The organism is Streptomyces sp. NPDC053750, assembly GCF_044544295.1.
Classification (GTDB): Bacteria; Actinomycetota; Actinomycetes; order Streptomycetales; family Streptomycetaceae; genus Streptomyces.
In genome coordinates this window covers 83,510-99,984 of sequence record NZ_JBITXB010000018.1, presented here as the reverse complement: position 1 = coordinate 99,984, position 16,475 = coordinate 83,510, and the positions used below count along the sequence as shown (strand labels likewise).

Annotated in this window: 17 protein-coding genes and 2 pseudogenes; 13 read left to right on the top strand and 6 right to left on the bottom strand. The window is 71.2% G+C overall.

Features of this window, described 5'->3' with window-relative positions; all coding sequences use genetic code 11:
* Positions 1 to 179 precede the first annotated feature (179 nt).
* Together ACIGO6_RS34585 and ACIGO6_RS34580 are read left to right on the top strand one after the other, a co-directional pair.
* The gene (locus ACIGO6_RS34585; RefSeq protein WP_399883337.1) at positions 180 to 833 is read left to right on the top strand and encodes an ATP-dependent Clp protease proteolytic subunit; all 654 of its coding nucleotides are present in this window, start codon (positions 180 to 182) and stop codon (positions 831 to 833) included.
* Position 834: 1 nt separating this feature from the next.
* The gene (locus ACIGO6_RS34580; protein WP_399883335.1) at positions 835 to 1,437 is read left to right on the top strand and encodes a ClpP family protease; all 603 of its coding nucleotides are present in this window, start codon (positions 835 to 837) and stop codon (positions 1,435 to 1,437) included.
* Positions 1,438 to 1,477: 40 nt separating this feature from the next.
* Here ACIGO6_RS34580 and ACIGO6_RS34575 read toward each other — a convergent pair whose 3' ends face one another.
* A complete protein-coding gene (locus ACIGO6_RS34575; protein ID WP_399883333.1) occupies positions 1,478 to 1,900 on the bottom strand; it encodes a helix-turn-helix domain-containing protein in 423 nt (140 codons plus the stop codon).
* A 213-nt stretch (positions 1,901 to 2,113) separates the two neighbouring features.
* Here ACIGO6_RS34575 and ACIGO6_RS34570 point away from each other — a divergent pair, with 213 nt between their 5' ends.
* A complete protein-coding gene (locus ACIGO6_RS34570; protein WP_399883331.1) occupies positions 2,114 to 3,001 on the top strand; it encodes an RNA polymerase sigma factor SigF in 888 nt (295 codons plus the stop codon).
* Positions 3,002 to 3,025: 24 nt separating this feature from the next.
* Here the strand turns inward: ACIGO6_RS34570 and ACIGO6_RS34565 are convergent, their stop codons facing one another.
* On the bottom strand, positions 3,026 to 3,481 hold the full coding sequence (locus tag ACIGO6_RS34565) for an ATP-binding protein (RefSeq protein ID WP_399883329.1): 456 nt from the start codon (positions 3,479 to 3,481) through the stop codon (positions 3,026 to 3,028).
* Between the two features lie 145 nt (positions 3,482 to 3,626).
* Here ACIGO6_RS34565 and ACIGO6_RS34560 point away from each other — a divergent pair, with 145 nt between their 5' ends.
* The 8 genes from ACIGO6_RS34560 to ACIGO6_RS34525 all read left to right on the top strand — a co-directional run bounded on the left by ACIGO6_RS34560 (position 3,627) and on the right by ACIGO6_RS34525 (position 11,635).
* Positions 3,627 to 4,211, top strand: coding sequence for a PRC-barrel domain-containing protein (locus tag ACIGO6_RS34560; RefSeq protein ID WP_399883327.1), 585 nt, complete (start codon positions 3,627 to 3,629; stop codon positions 4,209 to 4,211).
* Positions 4,208 to 4,624, top strand: a complete 417-nt coding sequence (locus tag ACIGO6_RS34555) for a PRC-barrel domain-containing protein (RefSeq protein ID WP_399883325.1) — start codon at positions 4,208 to 4,210, stop codon at positions 4,622 to 4,624. The genes ACIGO6_RS34560 and ACIGO6_RS34555 overlap by 4 nt, the downstream gene beginning before the upstream one ends.
* A 74-nt stretch (positions 4,625 to 4,698) precedes the next feature.
* Positions 4,699 to 5,994 (top strand): streptophobe family protein, encoded by a 1,296-nt coding sequence (locus ACIGO6_RS34550; RefSeq protein WP_399883323.1) that lies wholly within the window; start codon positions 4,699 to 4,701, stop codon positions 5,992 to 5,994.
* A gap of 293 nt (positions 5,995 to 6,287) precedes the next feature.
* Positions 6,288 to 7,166 carry a helix-turn-helix transcriptional regulator gene (locus tag ACIGO6_RS34545; RefSeq protein WP_399883321.1) on the top strand — a complete coding sequence of 293 codons (879 nt, stop codon included), beginning with the start codon at positions 6,288 to 6,290 and terminating at the stop codon, positions 7,164 to 7,166.
* 299 nt (positions 7,167 to 7,465) lie between these two features.
* On the top strand, positions 7,466 to 8,851 hold the full coding sequence (locus tag ACIGO6_RS34540; protein WP_399883319.1) for an MFS transporter: 1,386 nt from the start codon (positions 7,466 to 7,468) through the stop codon (positions 8,849 to 8,851).
* A 30-nt stretch (positions 8,852 to 8,881) separates the two neighbouring features.
* Positions 8,882 to 9,880, top strand: a complete 999-nt coding sequence (locus ACIGO6_RS34535) for an aldo/keto reductase family protein (protein ID WP_399883317.1) — start codon at positions 8,882 to 8,884, stop codon at positions 9,878 to 9,880.
* Between the two features lie 47 nt (positions 9,881 to 9,927).
* Positions 9,928 to 10,788: an aldo/keto reductase gene (locus tag ACIGO6_RS34530; RefSeq protein ID WP_399883315.1), complete on the top strand. Its 861-nt coding sequence runs from the start codon at positions 9,928 to 9,930 to the stop codon at positions 10,786 to 10,788.
* Positions 10,789 to 10,987: 199 nt separating this feature from the next.
* Positions 10,988 to 11,635 (top strand): ScbR family autoregulator-binding transcription factor, encoded by a 648-nt coding sequence (locus ACIGO6_RS34525; RefSeq protein WP_399883313.1) that lies wholly within the window; start codon positions 10,988 to 10,990, stop codon positions 11,633 to 11,635.
* Between the two features lie 556 nt (positions 11,636 to 12,191).
* Here ACIGO6_RS34525 and ACIGO6_RS34520 read toward each other — a convergent pair.
* Positions 12,192 to 12,434: pseudogene (locus ACIGO6_RS34520) on the bottom strand (cytochrome P450); the annotation flags it as partial.
* A gap of 123 nt (positions 12,435 to 12,557) precedes the next feature.
* Positions 12,558 to 13,895: a cytochrome P450 gene (locus ACIGO6_RS34515; protein ID WP_399883310.1), complete on the bottom strand. Its 1,338-nt coding sequence runs from the start codon at positions 13,893 to 13,895 to the stop codon at positions 12,558 to 12,560.
* A 381-nt stretch (positions 13,896 to 14,276) separates the two neighbouring features.
* On the opposite strand from ACIGO6_RS34515, the gene ACIGO6_RS34510 reads away from it, so the two are divergent.
* Positions 14,277 to 14,546 (top strand): hypothetical protein, encoded by a 270-nt coding sequence (locus ACIGO6_RS34510; RefSeq protein WP_399883308.1) that lies wholly within the window; start codon positions 14,277 to 14,279, stop codon positions 14,544 to 14,546.
* A 76-nt stretch (positions 14,547 to 14,622) separates the two neighbouring features.
* On the top strand, positions 14,623 to 15,177 hold the full coding sequence (locus tag ACIGO6_RS34505) for a GNAT family N-acetyltransferase (protein WP_399883434.1): 555 nt from the start codon (positions 14,623 to 14,625) through the stop codon (positions 15,175 to 15,177).
* 185 nt (positions 15,178 to 15,362) lie between these two features.
* Here the strand turns inward: ACIGO6_RS34505 and ACIGO6_RS34500 are convergent, their stop codons facing one another.
* The gene (locus tag ACIGO6_RS34500) at positions 15,363 to 16,097 is read right to left on the bottom strand and encodes an SDR family oxidoreductase (protein WP_399883306.1); all 735 of its coding nucleotides are present in this window, start codon (positions 16,095 to 16,097) and stop codon (positions 15,363 to 15,365) included.
* Positions 16,094 to 16,222 (bottom strand): annotated as a pseudogene (locus ACIGO6_RS34495) (Atu4866 domain-containing protein); the annotation flags it as partial. The gene ACIGO6_RS34500 and the pseudogene ACIGO6_RS34495, both read right to left, overlap by 4 nt.
* Between the last annotated feature and the right edge of the window lie 253 nt (positions 16,223 to 16,475).

The window sequence follows — 16,475 nt, the reverse complement described above, 5'->3', positions numbered from 1 at the left end:
CCGGCGCGGGCCGCGGAACTCATCGGTCGCGGCGCCGGACGTTTCGGACGCGCTCTGCCCGTGGCGAATCTGCCGCCGGCAGAGAATTCCCCGCCGGGCACGGCGGCGGGCCGAGAGTGGAGGAACCGCGGCGCCGTCAGCCGCGTACGACTCCTCCGACGACGCGACAAGGAGCGCCGATGTCCCCACTCTTCACCGACCCCGCCCCGGCCGCACCGCCCCGGGCCCAGGAGGGCGAGACCCCTCCGACCCGGTTCGACGACCAACTGGCCGCGCAGCTGCTCGCGCAACGGATCGTGCTGCTGGGCACGCAGGTCGACGAGGTCTCCGCGAACCGGGTCTGCGCCCAGCTGCTGATCCTGTCCGCGGAGGACCCGCGCACCGACATCAGCCTGTACATCAACAGCCCGGGCGGCTCCGTCCACGCGGGCCTCGCCATCTACGACACGATGCGGCTGATCCCCAACGACGTCTCGACGCTCGCCATGGGCTTCGCCGCCAGCATGGGGCAGTTCCTGCTGAGCGTCGGCGCGGCCGGCAAGCGCTACGCCCTTCCGAACGCCCGGGTCATGATGCACCAGCCGTCCGCGGGCATCGGGGGCACCACCGCCGACATCGAGATCCAGGCGGACAACCTGGAGTTCACCAAGCGGACCATCGAGCGGATCACCGCCGAGCACACCGGCCAGAGCCCGGAGACCATCTCACGGGACGGCGACCGCGACCGCTGGTTCACGGCCGAGGAGGCCAGGGAGTACGGAATGGTGGACCGGGTCGTCGAGTCCCTCGCGGACGTGCGGCCGGCCGCCACCAGGCGACGGATGGGGCTGTGACATGGGGACCTACACGATTCCGAACGTCGTGGAGCGCACTCCGCAGGGCGAGCGGTCCTACGACGTGTTCAGCCGGCTGCTGTCGGAGCGGATCATCTTCCTGGGCACCGAGATCGACGACGGCGTGGCCAACGTCGTCATCGCACAGCTCCTCCATCTGGAGTCCTCGGCGCCGGAGAGCGAGATCGCCGTCTACATCAACTCCCCCGGCGGCTCGTTCACGTCGCTGATGGCGATCTACGACACGATGACGTTCGTACAGGCGCCGATCTCGACGTTCTGTGTCGGGCAGGCGGCGTCCACAGCGGCCGTGCTGCTGGCCGGCGGGGACCCCGGCCGGCGGTTCGTGCTGGAGCACGCACGGGTCCTGCTCGGGCAGCCGGCGAGCGGTGGACGGCAGGGCACGGTCTCCGACCTGGCGCTCCAGGCCAAGGAGATGGTGCGGATCCGCTCCCAGGTGGAGGAGGTGCTGGCCCGGCACACGCACCACGACGTCGCGACACTGCGCGCGGACATGGACCGCGACAAGGTGTTCACCGCCGAGGAAGCGGTGGCGTACGGGCTGGCCGACGAGGTGCTCAGCCGACGCCTGGTGAGGGTGTGACAGGCCGGGCCGGCGCCCGCGGGGCGCCGGCCCGTGCGGGTCAGGCGGCCAGGCACATCCCGTCGTAGCGGGCACCGGAGGTACCGCGGTCCCGGCCGGCGCCGGTGTGCCGCGAGGTGAGGCGGACCAGCTCTCCCTGGGCCCGCACCAGCAGGTCGCCCAGGCCCAGTCCGAGGGCGCCCGCGGCGGCGGCCAGCACCTCCGACGACGCCTCCTTGCGGCCGCGCTCCACCTCCGACAGGTACGGCATGGAGATCCGGGCGGCCTCCGCCACCTCCTTCAGCGTGCGTTCCTGGGCGAGGCGTTCACGCCGCAGGACGTCGCCGACCAGGTCGCGCCACAGGGGCTCTCTGACGGCGGGGCGGTCCTCCGGGCGCACCGGCTGCGGGCGCACGGCCTGTTGGCGCGCTGCCTGTGGGCGCAGAGGAATGACGCGGGCTTCGTTCGGCACGTGGCTGGTCACCTCCCCAGCCTAGGAGCCGGATCACCGGGCGGAAGGGGTTCGGCGTTCCGCCCAGAGGGAAATCCGCGGGAATTCCGCAGACGCATCCGCAGATGCCGGTCACCGCGCCCGGGACTACGCTGAGATCGGGAGGCATGGGTCGCCGCACCCCGGGTATCCGCAAGCGGGAAGAACCTAGGGAGACGTCCAACCGTGACTTTCGTGGGAGAGGCAATGGAGACCGCCGTGATCCGGCCGGGAGCGCAGGTCGTCGAGGAGACCGCGGAGAGCAGGACGGGTGCCGGATCACTGCCGGGCGTCGTGGACGCCCGCACCGTGGCGCCGCGTGACGCGCGGCAGCTGTCCCGTCAGTTCTTCCAGCGGCTCGCGGAGATCGAAGAGGGCACGCACGAGTACCAGTACGCGCGCAACACGCTCATCGAGATGAACATGTCGCTCGTGCGGTTCGCCGCCGGCCGGTTCCGCGGTCGCGGGAACGACATGGAGGACATCGTCCAGACCGGCATGATCGGCCTGATCAAGGCCATCGACCGGTTCGAACTGTCGCGCGAGGTCGAGTTCACGTCGTTCGCGCTGCCGTACATCGTCGGCGAGATCAAGCGCTTCTTCCGTGACACCACCTGGGCGGTGCACGTGCCGCGGCGGCTCCAGGAACTGCGCGTGGAACTGGCCAAGGCCCGCGAAGAGCTCTCCTCCCGTCTGGACCGCGAGCCCACCGTCGCCGAACTCGCCACCCTGATGAACATCAGCGAGCAGGAGGTGGTCGAGGGTCAGATCGCCTCCAACGGCTACAACTCCTCGTCGCTGGACGCCGCCCTGACCGGGGACGGCCCCGAGAGCGGCGAGTCGGTGCTGGCCGACTTCATCGGTGTCGAGGAGGACGGGCTGCGGCTCGTCGAGGACTTCCATTCGCTCGCCCCGCTGATGGCCGAGCTCAGTGAGCGCGACCGGCGGATCATCCACATGCGGTTCGTGGAGGAGGCCACCCAGGCGGAGATCGGCGAGCAGCTCGGCTGCTCGCAGATGCACGTCTCCCGGCTGATCAAGCGGATCATCACGCGGCTGCGCGAGGGCATGCTGGGCGAACTCGGCTGCGCCTGACGGCGGCTTCACGCCCCGGCGGTTTCACTCCTCGGTGAGGCGCACCACCGCGCGGACCCGCTTGCCGACCGGCACCCGTTCGACGACGACCGTCTGTGCCAGGGCGTGGACGATCTCCAGGCCGTGCCGGCCGACGCGCTCGGGGTCGCGGGGGAAGCGCTGGGGCACCGCGCCGCTGCTGTCGTAGACGGTCACCGCCACGGTGGCGTCCGTGCCCTCCAGCTCCAGGATGTACGGACCCGCGCTGTGCCGGTCGGCGTTGGTGACCAGCTCGCTCACCACCAGCAGCACCGCGCCGTCGGCGCGCCCGCCGATCGTGGCGCACCACTCGGTCCTGAGCTGGTCGAGGAAGAGCGAGGCGAAGGCACGCGCCTGCGCGATGCATCCCGGCTCGCCGGAGTAGTGTGCCGCCCGCCTCAGCGGGTCAACGGGTACGTCGAAACCAGTCGGTATCACTGCCCCGTCCAGGTGGTCGGTCATGCGTTTCTCTCTCGGAAGCCGGACTGGCCGGACGCTGCTGCACCCGTCCTCGTACCCCGCCTCCGCCCCCGCAGTCCCCGTCTCCTCGTACTGCGGGCATCGTCACAGTGGGGCGGGGAACCCGGGGGTGCGGGAAGGGTGTGCGATGAACGAACTGATGGCCGCACGGAGCCTCACCACCCGGCCGGTGGTCACCCTGGGCGGCGACGCCGTCGCCCACGTCAAGGACACCGTATGCGACGCCGTGGCGAGCCGGATCACCGGTTTCACCCTGACGGGACGGAGCCTGTGGTCCGGCCCCCTGAAGGACGGCCTGCCCTGGCCGGCCGTGTACGCGCTGGGCCACGACGCGGTGATGATCCGGGACCGGCGGGGCCTGGTGAGCGCCGCCGCCATGATGGCGCACCAGCAGGCCCTGCGGTCCCGGATCCTGGGGGCGAGGGTGCTGACCGACTCGGGCACCGAGATCGGCACGGTGCTCGACGTCGTGGTGGAGGGCGGCACCGGCGGCCGGGTCGTCGGCTTCCGGGTGGCGGCGAGCAAACGGTTCGTGCCCGGTCCCACGCGACACCGACGCAGGGTGTACGTGCCGCGCGGCGAGACCGTCACGGTCACCGGCCGGGCCCTCGTGCTCCCCGACGACGCGGTGCGGCACGTCGCCGACGACCTGTCCGGTTTCACCGCCCTGGTCGGGGGCGTCCCCGGCCGCCGGCGAGGCTCGCTGCCGTGATGCTGTTCACCGAGGTGCGGGGGCTGCCCGTGGTGCTGCCGGCCGAGGCGGGGCCGCTCGGCACGGTGACGTCCCTGACCGTGGACCCCGCGTCCGGCACGGTCAGCCACCTCCGGATCCGGGGCGGCCGCCTGCGCCGGGAGACCGCCCTGGCCTGGGACGCGGTGCACACGATCGGCCCGACCGCCGTGCGGCTCCGTGCCGCCACCGCCCCCGACACGGTCCCGCCCCGCCACGACCTGCTGGGCCGTCGGGTCCTGACCGAGGCGGGCACCGAGCACGGCACGGTGCTGGACGTGGCGTTCGCTCCGGAGACCGGCCGGGTCCTCACGGTCTTCACCACGCGGGGCGAGGTGCCGGCCGACCGCATGCTGGGTCTCGGCGACTACGCGCTGGTCGTGCGGGCGGGCTGAGGCACGGGTCGCGGGCCGACGCGGACGGGCCCTGTCGGCGGGCGCGCCGCCCGGAGGCTGCTTAGCGTGGCAGCGTGAGCGCACGCACCCCCTCCGACCGGGCAACCGCCCGTCCCGGCTGGGTCCAGGCCCTGGGTACGGTGCTGGCCGGCCTGGTCGCCATGGGAGTCGTCGCCGCGCTCGGGCTGTGGGCGGCCGGGGCCACGGACCTGCCCGACAACGCCTTCCCCCGGGTCGTCACGGCGACCGTGGTCACCGCCGTGGGCGGCTCACTGGAGCCGGCGGGTGACGCCGGAGGATACGCCCACACCGACGCGGGGCTGATCGTGATGCCGCTGTCCATCACACTGACCGGCGCACTCGTGATCGCCCGGGGCTTCCTGCGGCCGCTGCGCCACCGTGCCGTCGCCGGTGTCCCGGAGCTGGCCGGCTGGGCCGGGCGGATCGCCGTCCTGTGGCTCCTGGCCCTCCTCGGGCTGGCGTTCGCCGCACGCCAGACCTTCGAGGTCCCGCTCGGGGAAGGCCTGCTGGACGACCTCGGCGACCTGTTCGGCATCGCGCCGAGGGTCGGCTTCACCACGGACGTCGGGCTGACAGTCCTGTTCGGGCTGCTGTGGCTGGCGGGCGTGCTGGTACTCGCCCTGTCGGTGGCGCGTGAGGTGCCGCTGCCGGGTCGGCTGCCGCGGCTGCAGAGGTCGGTGCGCCCGGTCGCGTACGCGATGGTCGCGCTGCTGCTCGCCTACGTCGTCATCGGCGTCGTCGTCGGTCTGGTCGTCGCGGGGACGCGGGGGCACCCTGCGGACACCTTGGCCGTGGTGCTGCTCGGCCTGCCGAACCTGGCCTGGCCCACGCTCACGATTGGTCTCGGCGCCACCTGGAACGGGCGTGTGGAGGGACCGTTCGGGCTGCCGATGCCCCAGGTGCTCGACGACGTACTGCGCACGCCGGACGTCTCGACGCTGAACCTCGGCACGCTCACCGAGCGCGACGTGCGGATGTGGTGGCTCCTGGTCGCCGCGGCCGTGCTGCTCCTGGCCGCCGGGTTCGTGGCGGCGGCCCGCTCCCCGGCCGGCCTGCCGGTCTGGCGGCACGCCGTACACCTGGCCGTGGCGCTGGCGCTCACGGTGCTGATGATCGGCCTCGTCGGCCGGATCTCCGCGCACTTCGGCCTGTCAGTGCTGGGCATCGGCGACCTGGACGGCGCCCTGTCGGGACGTTTGTTCCTGCGCCCGCGGCTGTGGGGAGCGGTGGGTCTCGCTCTGCTGTGGGGGCTTGTCGCCGGGTTCCTCGGCGCGCTGCTCGCGCGCTGGGCGGGCCGGCACGGCGGATCAGGTCGGGGAAGACGGCCGACACCCGATCGGCGCGGGTGAGCGGTGCCGGGTGCGTGCGGCTGCGGTGCGGTGCAGTCGCCGGTCGTGGTCTCGCCTGGTACGGGGCGGACGGTGCACTTCCAGGTCGAACGGCTGGGTTCGCTGTGATCGCGGGTCTGTGCGCGACGAGCCGTGCCCGTGTGGAGAGCTGCCCGGGTGCCGGTCATGCCTGCTGGGTGAATTCGCCGTGGCTGAAGGTCGGGCTGGTGTCACCGATGCCGGAAGAAGTCTGTGTCGTGGGGGGGTAACGGCAGGGTCCCCCACCTGCGTCGGCGTCTTCCTACGCTGGCCGCATGGACAACCAGGAAGAAGTCAGCGCATTCCTGAAATCGCGCCGGGCCAGGATCACCCCGGAGCAGGCGGGCCTACCCGTGTACGGGCACCGTCGGGTACCGGGACTGCGCCGGGGCGAGGTCGCCATGCTCGCCGGGGTGAGCGTCGAGTACTACACGCGCCTCGAGCGCGGCAACCTCTCCGGGGCCTCCGACAGCGTCCTGGGCGCTCTGGCGACGGCCCTGCGCCTGGACGACACCGAGCGGGACCACCTGTACGCGCTGGCGCGGGCGGCCGGCACCGGCCCTGCCCGGGGGCGGCGCCGGCCGAAGCAGGCGACCGTGCGGCCCAGTGTGCTGCGCATCGTCGAGGGTCTGCACGACCAGCCCGCGTACGTGCGCAACAACCGTATGGACATCCTGGCCGCCAACCCGCTCGCCCGGGCCCTGCACTGCGAGCTGTTCGAGAAAGAGCCGGCCAACACCTGCCGGTTCGTCTTCCTCGACCCCCGGGCCACCCGCCTCTACCCCGACTGGGAGCGGGTGGCCCGCGAAGGCGTGGGGGTCCTGCGGGTCGAGGCCGCCAAGAACCCCTACGATCGCGAGCTGTCGAACCTGATCGGTGAGCTGTCGACCCGCAGTGACGCCTTCCGCACCATGTGGGGTGCCCATGGCGTGCACGTCTTCACGGAGGGGACGAAGCGGTTCCTGCATCCGGCGGTGGGCGAGATGGAGCTGGTCCACGAGACGTTGAACCTGCCCGGTGACGACGGTCTGGCCATCACCGTCTACAGCGCCGATCCCGGGACTCCGGCCGCGGACGCCCTGAAGCTGCTGGCCGGCTGGGCCGCCACCCGGCAGCAGGACACGCCCGCCACACAGACCCGGTCCGAGCTCTGACACCAGACCCGGCCACGAGGCCGGCCCCACGCTCTCCCGGCAGCCGTGTGGCCGTCGCCGCCGGCCGGGACGGCCGGGTCCTGCCCTGCGTGTGCCGGCGCGCCCCTGCGCGGGGGCGGGGCGGAGGGGGTCCCTGGCGTTACCCCTCACGAGCGTGACTGTCTGCCGCAGGCCGCAGCTGGTTCCGTAGATGCCGGCGGGGTGTGAACGACCCCGCCCGTACGTCCCCACGGCACGTCCGCCGCCCCCGGCCGCTTCCCGGCGGCTCCGGCACGCGCCGCCCGTCGAAAGGATCTCCGGTGGTTTCCACCGCATCCCCCTCCCCCGCCACCCGGCAAGGCCCTCCAGCGGGCGCTCCGCCGCAGCACGGCGGCGGAGCGCCCGCCCATGCCGGGAAGGTCAAGCTGCCGCCGGTGGTGTGGCTGCTGGGTGCCATCACGTTCGTCATGGGCACCAGCGAGATGATCGTCACCGGCCTGCTGCCGCAGCTCTCCGGCGCCCTTGGCGTGAGCGTGTCCAGCGCCGGCATGCTGATCACCGTCTTCGCCGTCGGCATGATGATCGGCGCGCCCGCGATGTCCATGGCCACCCTGCGCCTGCCGCGCCGCACCGCATTGATCGCCGCACTGCTCGTCTTCGCCGCCGGCCACGTCGTCGGCGCACTGAGCTCCAGTCTGGGGCTCGCCGTGGTGGGCCGGTTCGCCGCGGCGCTGGGCAACGGCACGTTCTGGGCCGTGGGCGCGGTGATCGCGACCGCCGCCGCCGGTCCGGCCGCCAGCACCCGAGCCATGGGCGTCATGGTCGGCGGCACCACCCTCGCCAACGTCGTCGGTGTGCCGCTGGGCACGGCCGCAGGTCAGCTGTCCGGCTGGCAGACCCCCTTCTGGGCGCTCGCCGCTCTCGCCGTGGCCGCTGCCGCTGTGATCGTCCGCCGGCTGCCCGCCGACCGCGGCGGGGCAGACAGCACCCTGCGCGCCGAGACGGCCTCGCTCAAGCACCCGCGCCTGTGGCTGGTCTACTTGGCCATCGCGCTCGTCCAGGGCGGCATCATGGCCTTCTACAGCTACGTCGCCCCGCTGCTGACCGACCGCGCCGGCCTCGCCGAGGCGGCGGTACCGCTGGCCATGTTCGGCTTCGGCGCCGGCGCGCTGGCCGGCACCGCGCTCGGCGGACGCCGCGGTGACGCCAAGCCCTACGGCACCCTCATCCCCGCCACCGCGGTCACCGCCGCGGTCCTGGCCGCGCTCACCCTGTGGGCGACCCACAGCGTCGTGGCCGTGGTCCTGGTCGTGTTCCTCGGTACCGCCGGCTTCGCGACCAACCCGGTCGTGGTCGGTGAGGTGGTCCGTGTCGCCGGAGCCGGCCGGGCCCTGCCCATGGCGCTGGCCACGTCCGCGTTCCAGGTCGGCATCGCCCTCGGCTCCTGGATCGGCGGCGCCGCCCTCACTTCCACCCTGCACCTGCAGGGGCCGCCGCTGGCCGGCGTGATCCTCGCCCTGCTGGCACTGGTACCGCTCGGCCTGCTGGCCGCCACGCACCGCAAGGCGGCACCAGCACCGGGCCGGCCGAGCGGAGAAGCAGGCCAGGACCCAGCCGTCGGCCATCCGTCATCTCGATCCGTCACCGATCCGGCCGACACCCGCCGCGTCGATCCCGCCCCCGAGCCGTCGGCCCGCCGACGCTGACCACACCCCCCGTTCCCGAAGGAGCACACCATGCGATACCGCACACTCGGCAGTTCGGACCTTCAGGTCTCGGAGATCTCCCTCGGCTCCTGGCTGACCTACTCCGGCGGCATCGAGGCCGACCGGACCCGCGCCTGCACCGAAGCGGCGTTCGACGCGGGCATCAACTTCTTTGACACCGCCAACGTCTACGGCCAGGGCGCAGCCGAGACGGCGTGGGGCGAGATCCTCTCCGCCCACCCGCGTGACTCCTACATCCTGGCCACCAAGGTCTGGGGCCCGATGTCGGACGACCCGGCCGACCAGGGACTGTCCCCGGCGCAGATCGCCCAGCAGGCCGACGCCTCCCTCACCCGGCTGAAGACCGACTACGTCGACCTCTACCAGGCGCACCGCTTCGACCCCTCGGTACCGGTCGAGGACACCGTCGAGGCGTTCCAGAAGGTCGTGGAGCAGGGCAAGGCCCGCTACATCGGCTTCAGCGAGTGGACCCCCGAGCAGATCCAGGCCGGCATCGCCATCGCCGGCCCGGGCCTGTTCGTCTCCTCCCAGCCGCAGTACTCCATGCTGTGGCAGGCCCCCGAGGCCGAGGTCTTTCCCCTGTGCGCCGCGAACGGCATCTCCCAGATCGTCTGGTCCCCGCTCGCCCAGGGCGTTCTGACCGGCAAGTACAAGCCCGGACAGCCCGTCCCCGAGGGCAGCCGCTTCGCCTCCGCCGACATGGCGGTCTCCCAGGACCTCGTCTACAGCGACGTCGCCCTCGAAGCGGTCCAGCGCCTCGTCGCCGTCGCCGAACAGGCCGGGATGAGCATGCCCACCCTGGCTCTCGCCTGGGTCCTGCGCCGCACCGAGGTCGCCTCCGCGATCACCGGCGCCTCCCGCCCCGAACAGGTCCACGCCAACGCCGCCGCCTCCGGCACCGCACTCTCCGACGACCTGCTGGCCGCCGTCGACCAGGCGCTCGGCGACGTCCCCGTCACCACCCCCACCCTCGCCCCCGGCGCCCAGCCCGGCGTCCTGCACCGCTGACCACCCCACCACTCACCCGACCCACCGGAAAGAGCAAGGCCCTCCTCATGACCACGCAGATTCCCTACGTCACCCTCAACAACGGCGTCCGGATGCCGCTCCTCGGCTTCGGCGTCTTCCAGATCCCCGACGACCAGACCCAGCAGGCGGTCGAGGACGCACTCGAAGCCGGCTACCGTCTCATCGACACCGCCGCGGCCTACGAGAACGAGCGGGCCGTCGGCCGGGCCATCGCCGCCAGCGGCATCCCCCGTGACGAACTGTTCGTCACCACCAAGCTGTGGATCCAGGACTACGGTCAGGACAGCACCGAGCGCGCCTTCGACCGCTCGCTCGACCGCCTCGGTCTCGACCATCTCGACCTCTACCTGATCCACCAGCCCTTCGGCGACTACTACGGCGCCTGGCGGGCGATGGAGGACCCCAGCCGGGCCGGCCGCATCCGGGCGATCGGCGTCAGCAACTTCTACCCCGACCGGCTCGCCGACCTCATCACCCACAACGAGATCGTCCCCGCCGTCAACCAGATCGAGACCCACGTCTTCTTCCAGCGCACCGACGACCACGAGCTGATGCGCGAGCACGGCGTCCGGCACGAGGCCTGGGGACCCCTGTCCCAGGGCGGCCAGGGCTTCTTCGACAACCCCGTCCTCGCCGACATCGCCCGCACCCACGGCAAGTCCGTCGCCCAGATCGCCCTGCGCTGGCTCGTCCAGCAGGAGATCGTCGTCATCCCGAAGTCGGTGCGCCCTCAACGCATGGCGGAGAACCTCGACGTCTTCGACTTCCAGCTCACCAAGGACGACATGGCCCGCATCGCCGACCTGGACACGGGCCGCAGCCAGGTCTTCGACCACCACGACCCCGCCGGAGTCAAGTGGCTCGGTGGAGTGCGGTTCGACACCTGATCCCGCCCCGCTCCGGAGCTGCCTGTGGACGGCGCGGCCAGGGCTGCACCCTGAGGGGTGCGGTCCGGAGCGTGGTGTCCGCGGTGCGCGGCGGTTCCACAGGGCTGATCTGATGGGCAGTTAGTCCGTGAGTTATCGTGTGCGGGGGGTAAGAGCAGGCACACGGTCTGTTGAGTTCCAGCCTGGGAGAGTTCAGCCGATGGCGAGGCAGCTACGCGCCGAGCAGACCCGCGCGACGATCCTCGGTGCCGCCGCCGACCTGTTCGACCGCCACGGCTACGAGTCGACCAGCCTGAGCGAGATCGTCGCCCACGCCGGGGTCACCAAGGGCGCCCTGTACTTCCACTTCGCGGCGAAGGAAGACCTCGCCCAGGCCATCATGGAGATGCAGTTCCGCACCTTCCGCCGGCTGGTGAAGGACCTGGACGGGCGGGGCTACTCCTCGCTGGAGGCGCTGATGCGCCTCACCTTCGACATGGCCCGGGTCTACGAGGAGGGGCCGGTGCTGCGGGCCGGTACGCGGCTCGCCACCGCGGGAGTACCGGTACGGCCGCCGCTGCCGCACCCCTTCACCGAGTGGCGGGAGACGGCCACGTCCCTGCTGCTGAACGCCGTACGGCAGTCCGACATACATCCGGACATCGACGTCGACTCCGTCGCCCACACCCTCGTCTCCTCCGTCGTCGGCACCTGTGTCGTGGGCGGCACCATCGAACCGGCTGGACGCCAGCCCCGTCGCCTCGCCGAGATGTGGTACATCCGGATCCGCGGCATGGTCCCGGTGCCCCGGCGCGCCCGCTACCTCACCCTCGCGGCCCTTCTGGAACGGGAGACCGTCACGGTCTGACGGTACGGTGACGTGTATGCGGCGAGCGGCAGGCTGCGCGCCGCGCCCGGCCCCGCGGCGATGCGACCGTCCTGAGCTACAACTGGGCCGAGGCGAAGCCGGTCAGCAGGACGGCGGTGCCGCCGATCTCACCGATGATCAGCGCTTCGCGTACACCGCGCAGGCTGGGCCTCAAGTCGCGCATCTGGTTGTCGGTTCGGGCCTGGATTCCGAGCCGCACGTAGTTCGAGATCGTCACGATGAACATGCCGACGATCGCGGCTGCGGCGACGACGTTCACTGCGGAGGGCCAGCCGGAGAACTGGACAAGCGGTGCCACGATGGCCGATGTCGCGAAGCTGTACATCAGTCCGGAGTTATGTGCGACGTTGACGTATCGGTGTGCCGTTCCGTCTGGGGACGATATCGACTGCTGCCATTTCCACACCCCGAGGATCAGTGATGCCGTGAAGATCAGGCCGGCAGCGAAAAGGACCCAGGCGGTTTCCTGGCGGATCATTGTGTTCCTCCGAATGATGCGGGAAGCTGCCCGCCTGTTGAGGGCAGGCAGCGTCCAGCGGGTATCGACGTAGGGCTTTCCCAGGGGCTGCGCAGTGCGCAGTGCCGTCGCGTAGTCGGTGACGAGGGAGGCGTCGACACCTGGGGCGAGTTCGACGGGTGCGGTGGGGCCGTAATTCCGCGCGTAGTCGTAGTAGGCGTGCGGGTCGGCCGCGAAATCGGGCCCGTACGGCGGTATTCGCCCGTCGGCGTGGGCGGGGCATCCGGGCGGGGGCACCGCGTCGGGGGTGTGGGCGTCCACGACGGCTTGCTTACTCCTGGGGCACGGTCTCGAGGGGACCGGGGTGGGATACAGGGCAACGGTCGTGCCTCGATGGCAGGTTACGTCGTGCGGGCCGCCGTGCAGAGCGCACGGGGTGTTCGGTCACTTCCTCAGCCAGGCCAGGAACTGGGTCCATTTCCCAGGGCCGCCGGCCCGGCGTTGCTCTGCGGGGTGCTCAGCCCGTGTCGTCGTGTGCTGCGGGGACACCGGCGCAGTGGGCCGCCCCACTGCCTGGACCGCGCCGAAGCGGACGGGAAGCGCGCTCAGAGCGCGGTGGAAGGGGCCGGGGCGCCAGGTCAGCAGATGCGCCGGCACCGCGAGTTCGATGTCCGGGAGCCGGCCGAGCAGGTTGTCGACGGCGGTGACGGTGATGCCCGTCGCCGGCCTCTGCGAAGGGCAGGCGTGCGGGCCGGCGCTCCACGCCAGCGAGGCCCGATTGGCGGCATGGTGGTCCTCCGTCTGTGCCATGCCGGTGTTGGCGGCCGCGAAGCTGACCATCATCAGCTGGCCCGCCGACACCTGCCGGCCGGCGTACATCCGGTCGTCCGCCGGATAGTGGGCGGCGAAGTTCGCTATGGGCGGGTTCTTCCACAGCGTGTCGTTGATGGCATTGCGAACGTCCTGGTAGGCACCCCGGTCGTGGGTGAGGACGCGGTGCAGGGTGTTGCCGATCAGATTCCGCAGCGGCTCCGCGCCCGCCCCGAGGAGCAGGGAGAGCTGATGGACCATCTCGTCGTCGGTCAGGTCGGCCTCGTGCTCCATCAGCCACGAGGTGACGTCGTCGCCGGGCCGGTCTCGCTTGAGGGATACGAGCTCACCGACCGCCCCGTGCAGCAGCTGGGCCGACTCCGCGGCGTTGACTCCGTCGAACATGCCGGAGATGCCGAACAGCACCCGGTCACCGATCTCCGCAGGACAGCCGAACAGTTCGTTGAAGACGAACAGCGGGAGCTGTCCGGCGTAGTCGGCCATCAGGTCGGCCGAGCCGCGGGCGCTGAACTGGGCGATGAGGTACGCGGAGACCTGCTCGGTGATCTGGGCCAGGTGGCGGGAGTCGATGCGGGTCATGCTCTCGGTCACCGCTTGCCGTAGCCGCTGGTGCTCGGCACCGTCGGCGAACATGCAGTTCGGCCGGTACGCGAGCAGCGGCACGACCGGGCTGTCCTCGGGAACCTTGCCGCTGTGGAGGTCCCGCCACTGGCGGGCGTCCTTGCGGAATGCGGGATCGCGCAGCAGATTCAGCGCCGCCGTGTAGTCCGTGACGAGGGTGGCCTCCACACCCGGCGCGAGTTCCACGGGTGCCGTCGGCCCGTAGTGGCGCAGGTAGTCGTAGTACGCCTGCGGATCGGCCGCGAAATCCGGGCCGTACAGCGGCACTCTGCCGCCAGGGTCATGAGCGGGGCACCCCGGCGGTGGCACAGGTGCGGAATGGACATTCATGTCGTCTTGCTCCTTCTGGCGCGGTCACGGTGCGGTAAGCAGAGAGAGACGTCTGCCGGCCATCGGCCACCCCCTTCGGCATCCCACACGCTCGCGGGCGGGACGGGAATGACGTCAGACGGGCCGGATCCCACACGACTTCCTCGCTACGCTCGGGCGGCCTGTGCACAGCACGAGCCGAGCAGGCCGGCGGGGTATCACCGTAGCCACAACTTGCCCAGTTTTCACGGCAGTTCGGTCCGGCGGACCTGAACACGATCGGCGGCCGCACGCGGACTACAAGGCGCGGCGCTCTCGTCGTCCAGCCTCAACGGGACGGTCGGGCTGTGGCTGCCCGGCCTCGAGGCGCGTGCTGCGGCCGTCATCGGCGATGAGGAGACGGTGCGTACCGCGAACCCGGAAGCCGTCCGGCGACGGAACTGCGTCGAGCCGGACGACCTCGACGGACTCGGCGGCCTGCTCACCTACTCGCCGGAGCAGCAGGCGTACTGCACCGTGGAGTCCGAGGCTCTCCTCGGCCACGGCAACACGGACCTCACGGCTCAGGCAGAACAGGCCGTTCAGGGTCAGTGGCGAGGTGGACGGCTCCGCCCAGCGAGTACGGCACGCACTGATGACCAGCAGCGTCCGCACCGCGGCTGTGGCCCGTGACCTGCGCGAGGAGATCGCTGTGTACGCCCCCGACGCCCAGGCCTTCCGGCGGGAACGCAGCGGTAGAGTGCCCGACATGTACCCGGTCGACCGTTCGAGTCATCGCCTGCGCCTCCGCGAACTCACCATCGACGATGTCACTGCGGTATGTGCCGTCTACGGCAGCCCCGAGGCGACGGAACACCTGTCGTTCGAGCCACGTACGCGTGAGCAGGTGGGGCAGATCGTCGCCCGGTCCATCGCGGCCGCCACCGTGACGCCCCGAACGGAATTCGCTGTCGCTGTGGTGGAGCGGAACACCGACGAACCGATCGGGTTCGGCCGTCTGGCCGCCGACCCCCACCAGCAGCGCGGAGCCACCATGGGCTTCGCGCTGCGGCCGGATGCCTGGGGCGTGGGTTACGGCCTCGAAACCGTGCAGCTGCTGCTCGGCCTCGGCTTCGACGACCTGGGCCTGCATCGGATCTGGGGCGCCCGGTCCCCTCTCAACGAGGCCTCGGCCAAGACCATGGCGGCCGCAGGCATGACCGAAGAGGGCATCGTGCGCGAGCACGTGCTCAAAGCGGGCCAATGGCGGGACTCAGTGGTGCACGCCATCCTCGACCGCGAGTGGGCCTCAGCGCCGGGCTAGGTCTCATCACTGTCCGCCGCCCTGCGGCCGCACATGGTCCGCCGCGCCGGCCGGACACCGATCTCCTTCAGGGCCACGGCCGGCGCTCGGTGTACGTGTCCGCCGACACCGGGCTGGTGCGCTGCCCGGCTCGGCGCCGGTGTGATCGAGACTGCCGCGTGCAACAGGTGTGGCGCTACCGCGGGTCACTGGGCGCTTGCGGAGGGGCGGACGACGATTTCGTTGACGTCGACCTCCGAAGGCTGGGAAATCGCGTAGGCAATGGCCTCCGCTATGGCGGAGGCGGGCAGAGCCACGGCGCGGTAGGTGTTCATGGCCTCCCTGGCAGCAGGGTCCGAGATGCTGTCGGCGAGTTCGGACTCGGTCACGCCCGGGGAGACGAGAGTGACCCGGATGTCCCCGGTGGACTCCTGGCGCAGTCCTTCGGAGATCGCGCGGACGGCGAACTTGGTCGCGCAGTAGACGGCTGCGGTGGGAGAGACCTCGTACGCGCCGACGGAGGCGATGTTCACGAAGTGCCCGCCGCCCTGAGCACGCATCATGGGCAGTGCGGCGGCGATACCGTGCAGGACACCCCGCACGTTCACGTCGATCATTCGGTCCCACTCATCGGTCTTCAGCGCTTCCAGCGGCGAGAGCGGCATCACTCCGGCGTTGTTGACCACCACGTCCAGTCGGCCGTAGCGCTCGTGGGCGGCGGACATGAAGGCCTGGACGTCGGCGGCATCCGTGACGTCCAGCCGACGGAACGCCGCAGTGCCGCCCGCGGTGGTGATCTCCTTGGTCAACGCATCGAGTCGATCGGTGCGTCGTGCCCCGAGGAACAAGCTGTGGCCATCGGCGGCAAGCCGGCGGGCGGTCGCCTCTCCGATCCCGCTGCTCGCTCCGGTGACCGCCACGACCTTGGCTGCGTCTTTCATACCTGCGTTTCCTCTCGGTAGAGCACCAGGTGCTCGTGGTGGAGTACCCCGTCACGGATGTCGCCCGTCGCGGTGAACCCGGAGTCGTCGACGTAGTCGAAGTGGCTGCCGGTCACCGTGTGGCGGACCCGACCGAGTCTGGACAGGTCGAAGACCGCAGACCAGGACGTGTGCTGCCTGGGTGCACCGCACCCAGGCAGCACACCGCCCCTGCGGCCGCAGGTCGTCGGCATGGTGAGCTACGGCGTGCGCAGGGGGCGCCGGACTGCGCCATGGGGAGGTCGCGGCCCTGGCCGGCCGGGGTGAACGCGGATTACTTGGGCTGCGCCGCTTCTGCGTTCGCCGTCCCGGACACCGCTGCAACGCCGGTACGCGGCT

Bases quoted from the DNA above. Each gene is read 5' to 3' on its own strand.
- ACIGO6_RS34585 (WP_399883337.1), top strand. From the start codon at position 180: ATGTCCCCACTCTTCACCGACCCCGCCCCGGCCGCACCGCCCCGGGCC.
- ACIGO6_RS34580 (WP_399883335.1), top strand. From the start codon at position 835: ATGGGGACCTACACGATTCCGAACGTCGTGGAGCGCACTCCGCAGGGC.
- ACIGO6_RS34570 (WP_399883331.1), top strand. From the start codon at position 2,114: ATGGAGACCGCCGTGATCCGGCCGGGAGCGCAGGTCGTCGAGGAGACC.
- ACIGO6_RS34565 (WP_399883329.1), bottom strand. From the start codon at position 3,481: ATGACCGACCACCTGGACGGGGCAGTGATACCGACTGGTTTCGACGTA.
- ACIGO6_RS34560 (WP_399883327.1), top strand. From the start codon at position 3,627: ATGAACGAACTGATGGCCGCACGGAGCCTCACCACCCGGCCGGTGGTC.
- ACIGO6_RS34545 (WP_399883321.1), top strand. From the start codon at position 6,288: ATGGACAACCAGGAAGAAGTCAGCGCATTCCTGAAATCGCGCCGGGCC.
- ACIGO6_RS34535 (WP_399883317.1), top strand. From the start codon at position 8,882: ATGCGATACCGCACACTCGGCAGTTCGGACCTTCAGGTCTCGGAGATC.
- ACIGO6_RS34530 (WP_399883315.1), top strand. From the start codon at position 9,928: ATGACCACGCAGATTCCCTACGTCACCCTCAACAACGGCGTCCGGATG.
- ACIGO6_RS34525 (WP_399883313.1), top strand. From the start codon at position 10,988: ATGGCGAGGCAGCTACGCGCCGAGCAGACCCGCGCGACGATCCTCGGT.
- ACIGO6_RS34515 (WP_399883310.1), bottom strand. From the start codon at position 13,895: ATGAATGTCCATTCCGCACCTGTGCCACCGCCGGGGTGCCCCGCTCAT.
- ACIGO6_RS34505 (WP_399883434.1), top strand. From the start codon at position 14,623: ATGTACCCGGTCGACCGTTCGAGTCATCGCCTGCGCCTCCGCGAACTC.
- ACIGO6_RS34500 (WP_399883306.1), bottom strand. From the start codon at position 16,097: ATGAAAGACGCAGCCAAGGTCGTGGCGGTCACCGGAGCGAGCAGCGGG.